The organism is Pararcticibacter amylolyticus (assembly GCF_003130405.1).
Classification (GTDB): domain Bacteria; phylum Bacteroidota; class Bacteroidia; order Sphingobacteriales; family Sphingobacteriaceae; genus Arcticibacter; species Arcticibacter amylolyticus.
In genome coordinates this window covers 171336-178973 of record NZ_QEAS01000003.1, presented here as the reverse complement: position 1 = coordinate 178973, position 7638 = coordinate 171336, and the positions used below count along the sequence as shown (strand labels likewise).

At 44.6% G+C, this 7638-nt stretch carries 4 protein-coding genes; all 4 read left to right on the top strand.

Annotation, left to right across the window (positions count from 1 at the left end; translation table 11 throughout):
• A partial coding sequence (locus DDR33_RS05205) for a SusC/RagA family TonB-linked outer membrane protein (protein WP_317047416.1) occupies nucleotides 1-3162 on the top strand: 3162 nt, incomplete at its 5' end.
• A gap of 13 nt (nucleotides 3163-3175) precedes the next feature.
• Nucleotides 3176-4765, top strand: coding sequence for a RagB/SusD family nutrient uptake outer membrane protein (locus DDR33_RS05200; RefSeq protein WP_109414837.1), 1590 nt, complete (start codon nucleotides 3176-3178; stop codon nucleotides 4763-4765).
• A gap of 19 nt (nucleotides 4766-4784) precedes the next feature.
• Nucleotides 4785-5690: a DUF5017 domain-containing protein gene (locus tag DDR33_RS05195; RefSeq protein ID WP_109414707.1), complete on the top strand. Its 906-nt coding sequence runs from the start codon at nucleotides 4785-4787 to the stop codon at nucleotides 5688-5690.
• Nucleotides 5691-5748: 58 nt separating this feature from the next.
• Nucleotides 5749-7614, top strand: a complete 1866-nt coding sequence (locus DDR33_RS05190) for an FAD-dependent oxidoreductase (protein ID WP_109414706.1) — start codon at nucleotides 5749-5751, stop codon at nucleotides 7612-7614.
• Nucleotides 7615-7638: the final 24 nt, after the last annotated feature.

Below are 7638 nucleotides of genomic sequence, written 5' to 3'. Positions count from 1 at the left end.
TTTATTACAAACAGAAAAAATCTATCCTGCATTCTTCTGACGATTCTTTTCGTTTGCCTTCAGAACCTGGAAATGAAAGCTCAAACGAGAGTTTTAAAAGGATTGGTAAAAGATTCTTATGGAGAGCCGCTGATAGGGGCGACTGTAAAAGTGAAAGGGGCGGCACGGGGTGTCAGTACCGGAATCGATGGCCGTTTTCAGTTAAGCATCACTCCGCAGGATAAAATTCTTGTATTCAGCAGTATTGGGTACACAAGCAAAGAAGTAGCTATAGGTTCCGGCAGTGACTTAAATGTTGTTCTGACAGAATCGGCTTCGACACTTAATGAGGTTGTTGTGGATGGATATATGCCGGTAAAGAAGAGCGACCTCACCGGCTCTGTAGGGTCAGTTAAAATGAATGACATCCTCAAGGCACCGGTAAAAAGTTTTGATGAAGCACTGGCGGGACGTATCGCAGGAGTGCAGGTAACCTCGCAGGAAGGTCAGCCCGGTTCGAATATTGAGATTGTAATCCGGGGATACAATTCTATCAACCAAACGAATACTCCTTTGTATGTGATCGATGGTTTTCCAATGGAAGATCCGGGCTCCAGTGTTGTTAATCCGCTGAATTCTATTGATCCGAACGATATTGAATCAATCGACATCTTAAAGGACGCATCTGCTACCGCTATTTATGGTTCCCGCGGGGCTAACGGTGTCGTTGTAATCACGACAAAAAGGGGAAAGGAAGGCAAGCCTGTCATCACTTACAACGGCTATTATGGATTTCAGCAGAGTAATAAACGTTTGGCTGTTCTCAGTCCTTATGAGTTTGTAAAGCTTCAGAATGAAATTGATCCGGTTAATACAGCAAACCTGTATGGCTACCTTGACGAATGGAAGGATGCGGTTTTTGATGCGGAGCTTTACAGGGGCTTGAAAGGAATTAACTGGGAGGATCAGGTAATGAGGACTGCCGGGATGTATAATAATCATATAGCTCTTGCAGGCGGCACAGAGAAGACAAAATATAATGCATCCGTATCGCATATTAACCAGGACGGGATCATTATCAACTCTGGCTTCAGAAGGGCTCAGGGACGTTTTAGTCTCGATCAGGAAGTATCCGATAAATTAAAGATCGGGTTTAATTCTACCTATTCTGATATTAAATATTACGGGACTGCTACTTCCAGTGAAACCTATAACAATGAGATAAACCTGCTTTTTAGCGTATGGGCCTACCGGCCTGTTACCGGAGACCCTACGGTTGATTTGCTTGATGTAACAAACGATCCGGAGGTAGAGCAAAGCTCTGATTTCAGGTTCAATCCTGTTTTAACTGCTAAGAATGAACTCAGAGAGAACTATACTAACAGCTTTACAACAAATGCTTTTGCTGATTATCTGATTAATAAGAATTTAAAATTACGTGTAGCAGGCGGCATTTCACGCGGGGGAAGAGAGGTCCGTACGTTTAACAATTCATTGACAAGGAGCGGCAATTATACAACCGCCAATAAAGTAAATGGCGGCAAAACAATATACAATTCTACAAACTGGCAGAATACTAATACCCTGACTTTTAACAAAACTTTTAACAAGAACCATTCATTGGTGGCCCTTGCAGGAATGACAATGGAAGGAGGGAGCAGCAATGTTTTTGGAGCAACTGCTATCTTAATTCCGAATGAGTCCCTTGGACTGAACGGGCTTGATGAGGGTAATCCTTCTACTATTACATCTTTTTCGTCAGATTGGAAGCAGATGTCCTTTTTGTCCAGGGTGAACTATACCCTGAAGTCGAAATACCTTTTTACGGCATCATTGAGGGCAGACGGCTCATCCCGGTTTTTAGGAGATAACCGCTGGGGTGTTTTTCCATCAGCAGCTTTCGCCTGGCGTTTGGGCAGTGAAGAGTTCTTAAAGCAATACAAGTTCATATCGAACGCAAAAGTGAGAAGTTCCTGGGGGATAACCGGAAATAACCAGTTCAGCAACTATGCTGCTTATCCCGGGATCTCTATTGACAATTCAAGTGGTTATGGCTTTGGAAATAATATTCAGAAAGGCAGTTACGCTTCTGTCCTGGGAAATTCAAATCTGAAATGGGAGAGTACAGAGCAGATAGACCTGGGTATTGATCTTGGCTTCTTTAACGAACGGTTAACCCTGGCAGCTGATGTGTACAGGAAGAATACATACGATCTTCTGCTGAATGCCGACCAGGCACTTAGTACAGGATACGAAAGGCAAATGATGAATATCGGGAAAGTCAGAAACGAAGGACTGGAATTGACATTGGGTTTTGTACCTGTTGATAAGAAATTCAGGTGGTCTTCAGAACTCAATATTTCCTTTAACCGGAACAAAGTGGTTGCTTTAGCTGATAACCAGTCTTATATGCTGACCTCGATGAGATGGGGGGACGACTGGGTGAACATCTATCCGTATATAGCCCAGGTTGGTAGTCCGATAGCGCAGGTCTACGGATATATCTTTGATGGAGTGTACTCTTTTGAAGATTTTGACCAGGACGGGCAGGGAAAGTATACCCTGAGGCGTGACCGCCCGGCAAATGGCGAAGCCAGGGAGAATATTAATCCCGGTGATATAAAATATAAAGATATCAATGGAGACCTGCTTATTAACGATTCAGACCGGACGATCATTGCTCAGCCCTATCCTGTTCATACAGGCGGGTTCAATAATAACTTTACCTATAAGGGCTTTGATCTGAACGTATTTTTCCAATGGTCTTACGGAAATGATATCATCAATGCCAATCGCCAGATGCTGGAGTCTGGTTATAAATATAATACCAACCAGTTCGCTTCGTATGCCAACCGATGGTCTCCGGAGAATCCTGATAGTGATATACCGGCAGCCAAAGGGATAACGATGAAAGCTTATTCTACCCGTATAATTGAAGATGGCTCCTATCTCCGGCTTAAAACGGTAGCACTCGGATACACCCTTCCTAAGAACCTGTCAAGGCGCATGGGGATCGGAACATTAAGAGTATATACCTCCGCTCAGAATTTGTACACATGGACCAATTACTCCGGCTATGATCCGGAAGTATCGGTAAGGAGATCGGCCCTTACTCCTGGATTTGACTATTCTGCCTATCCGAGGGCAAAGACGCTGACTTTTGGTTTAAATGCTACTTTTTAATCAGTACATGAAGATGAAGAACCCGATTTTATATTTTCTGCTGTTTGTGAGTCTCTTTATTGCAGCATGTAATAACTTCCTGGACACCAAACCAAAGGATACCGTGTTGCCCGGAGATTATTTCAGGAATGAGGATGAAGTATATGCATATTTAACAGGCGTTTATGACCGCTTGGGAAAAAGTGCCACCTACGGACGGTATCTGTATTTTGAAATGGATATGAGTGACGAAGGATTTAATTCTCTTTCCGCTACCGTTACCGATCTTTCACTCTATAATTATGATCCCGCTGAAGTGAAACTCACCAATACCTGGTTTACCCTTTACCAGGGCATAGACCGCGCAAATTTGCTGTTAAGCCGGATCGACAGCGCTCAAATGAGCTCTCAAAGCCGCGAAGTGGCCAGGGGAGAGGCTTTGTTCCTGAGAGGGTATTATTATTTTATCCTGACATCTAATTTCGGCGAAGTGCCGCTGAGGCTTCAGCCGACAGACGATGTGGGGCAAAGTAATTTCCCAAAATCCCCGTTACCTGTTATATACAATCAGATCATTTCAGATATGACTGAGGCCGAGAAAAGGGTTAAGCCCATCAATGCCTATTCTCATAGCGGCAGGATTACTAAATCTGCGGTCTGGGGAGTGCTTGCGAGGGTTAACCTAAAAATGGCAGGAGCCCCACTTCGCGATCGTTCACGCTACGAAGATGCAAGAAAATGGGCCCTGAAAGTGATGGATTCCGGACAACATGAGCTGAATAAAGATTATAAGCAGGTCTTCATTAATATGTGCCAGGACAAATATGATACGAAGGAGAGTATTTGGGAAGTGGAGTTTACAAAGACTTCAAGCGGGCAATATGAAGAGGGTTCTTTAGGTTCCATTACAGGGATCGGGACCAGCAATGAGGCGGTGGGATACAGCTATGGTGCTGTGAAAGTGATGAAGTCTTATTATGAAGCTTTCTCTACAGGAGATCTGAGACGCGACTGGACGATTAATGATTATTATTATGGCACAGACGGAAGCAAGACTCCTTATGCCGGGACGTCAAATGCGACCATTATATACAATCGCTGCAATGCAAAGTGGAGAAGGGAATATGAGACTGCAACACCAAAATATACCAGCAGCACGACTATTAACTTTCCCCTGCTGCGGTATTCAGATGTATTGCTGATGTTCGCTGAGGCCGAAAACGAAATTAACGGCCCTACACAAGCTGCTTATGATGCTATAAACGCCGTCCGCGAGCGCGCTTACGGTGTTCTGTCGGAGACAGATGCAACCAGGAAGCAGGCCCTTAAAGCTCTCGCCGATCTTCCTGCGGGACTTGATGTTGTCGACTTCAGGACTGCATTACAGAAAGAAAGATCGCTGGAGCTCGGCTTTGAAGGATTACGCCGGTTCGACCTGGTCAGGTGGGATATCTATTACCAGGTGATGAAAGGCACCGCAAGCGTGATCAATTCATCGGCACCCGAATATTGGAAGCTTGCTGCCAGGTCCGCCAATAATCTCACCCGTCGGGATACTCTCTTTGCTATCCCATCGAGAGAGCTGTCGCTAAACAGGGATATGATCCAAAATAAAGGCTGGTAAGAATTAATTGCTTAGGAGTATGAAAAGAATATTATATGTTATAATAGCAGCAGTTTCTTTCTCTGTAACCTCGTGCAGGAAAGATGATGTTGAGACGCCCGACTTTGATGTAAAGCTTGAAAAAACGGAATACAAAGTAAATGAACCGGTGAGTTTTTTGTTCACTGGTTCTGCCAATACCATTACCTTTTATTCCGGCGAGAGCGGAAAAGAATATAAGTATAAAGACCGTGTTGAATTTGAGAATACTGTTCTCAAAGTGAACATGGCCACCCAGGTTCTGTATGGCTCTCAACCGAATAACCTGCGCCTGATGGTATCGTCTGATTTTAAGGGAATATACGACACCGCTCACGTAAAGGCTGCTACATGGACAAATGTCAGCGATCGTCTCACCTTCGGGGGAGCTACAGAAACACCATCGGGCGATGCTGACATCACGGATCTTTATGTAGCCGGAAAACCTTTATATCTTGCTTTCAGATATGTCGGCGAGCCTGCACCCGCAGGAGCTACTACTACTACCCAAAGGTTATGGCGGATATATAAGTTTAATGTAACCAATACTTTTCCAAATGGCGTGTCGAATGTGGTGACTGACCGTATCGATGCCGGCTGGACTGCCGTAGATTTTGCCAATCCCAATAATAGCTGGACATTCAATAATGCTGCCATGATCTATTTCTCGCCAAACAGCAGCCTGGTTTATACTGAGGACTGGGCGGTTACAAAAGCACTGTATCCAAACCGGACAAGCCCGGATACGGGTACCCCGATTAAGCAATATGTGGATGATATGAAGGCTGTTTATTCACACGTGTTTTCTGCGCCGGGAATTTACCGCGTAAGCTTTGTTGCTGCTAATGTTACGAATAAAGGTCAGCAAACGGTACTTAAGGAGCTCGATATAACAATTATAGAATAGTTTTTAAAAAAAATTATTAATAGAATTATTAATAAGAAATTTTTTTTATTTTAGACATATGAAATACTCCTTAAGATTTCCTCTTGCCGTTATTCTTTTAAGCATTCTGACCGCATCCGGATTATATGCCCAATCTGCAAAATTCCAGTTGGTAGTGATAGGAGGCGGAGCGAGCGGAACGACTGCCGCTGTTCAGGCTTCGAGAATGGGAGTGAAAACGCTCATTGTGGAAGAAACAGAGTGGCTGGGTGGAATGCTTACTTCCGCAGGAGTTTCAGCAATAGACGGAAATCATAATATGCCTTCGGGTTTATGGGGAGAGTTCAGGCAAAAGCTGTATGATTATTACGGCGGGCCAGAAAAAGTGGAAACAGGCTGGGTAAGTAATACTTTATTCGAACCCTCTGTCGGGAATAAGATCCTGAAAGAGCTTGCTGTGAATAAAAATCTTGCGATCTGGTTCAATACCACGTGGATAAAATCAGAACGGCAGGGAAATAAGTGGCTGAACACTGTACAAAAAGGGAAGAAGAAGCTGTCAGTAGAAGCTGATCTGATCATCGATGCTACAGAGCTTGGAGATGTCATGGCATCCCTTAAAGTTCCGTATTCTATCGGGATGGACAGCCGTTACGATACAAAAGAGGAGTACGCCCCTGAACAGGCAAACGATATTATTCAGGACCTTACCTATGTAGTCACTCTGAAGGATTATGGAAAAGGAGCGGACCGTACGATCAGGAAACCTCATGGATATGATCCCAATGAATTTAAAAATGCCTGCGATGTTTCTGACCCTTCGAAAATAACAGGGCCTGATAACAATTGCTACCAGATGATGCAATACGGCCGGCTGCCGAATAATAAATACATGATCAACTGGCCGAAGGACGGAAACGACATCTATCTGAATATTATAGAAAAGACTCCGGCGGAAAGGGAAGTCGCCTTAAAAGAAGCCAAATTACATACACTGCGTTTCGTATACTACATCCAGACTGTCCTGGGGTTTAAGAACCTGGGTATTGCGGAAGATGAATATCCTACCCGCGACAAGCTTCCTATGATCCCCTACCACAGGGAGTCGAGAAGAATGAAGGGGCTTGTTACCTTAACGCTGAATCATGTTTCCGCGCCTTATGCGCAGCCGGATCCTTTGTACCGTACTGGAATTGCCGTGGGAGATTACACGATTGACCACCATCATCTCAAAAATCCAGCGGCGCCAAAGATTGATTTTGTAAAGATCAAAGTACCCAGCTATAATGTTCCCCTCGGGGCCTTAATTCCTCAGGGAACAGATGGGTTGATCGTAGCAGAAAAGAGTATCAGTGTAACAAATATTGTAAACGGCGCTACACGCTTGCAGCCGGTCGTTCTCACTATCGGGCAGGCGGCAGGAGCACTTGCTGCTGTTTCACTTCAGTCAAATCAGCAGCCCCGCGAGGTCGATGTCAGGAAAGTTCAGCAGGCGATCCTGGATTCGAAAGGTTATCTGATGCCGTTTATTGATGTGAAACCGGATGATAGGGATTTTGCAGCTATACAGCGTATCGGAGCGACCGGGATAATGAAAGGATCGGGCCTTGCCTATAAGTGGGCCAACCAGACATGGTTTTATCCCGAACGGGCAATCAGTGAATATGAACTGGTAAGCGGGCTTAAAGAATATTATCCCGCTCTCGGTAATTATCAGGCTTCGGGCAGTGCCCTCACGCTTGAATCTTTATCTGCTGTTTTTAAAACGCTGGTCTCCGGGTTCGACAGCAGCCTGTTGTTGTCCGAATTCAACAGGCTAAATCCCGGAAAGTCCGCCCTGACGTTAACAGAACTGGACAGGAGAGCTGCGGCAGTGCTGGTAGATCATTTCCTTCATCCATTCAGCAGGAGTATTGATTTTACAGGGAAGCTAAAATCTGATTAAAAGCCGGTGAAGCTCATCCATCTT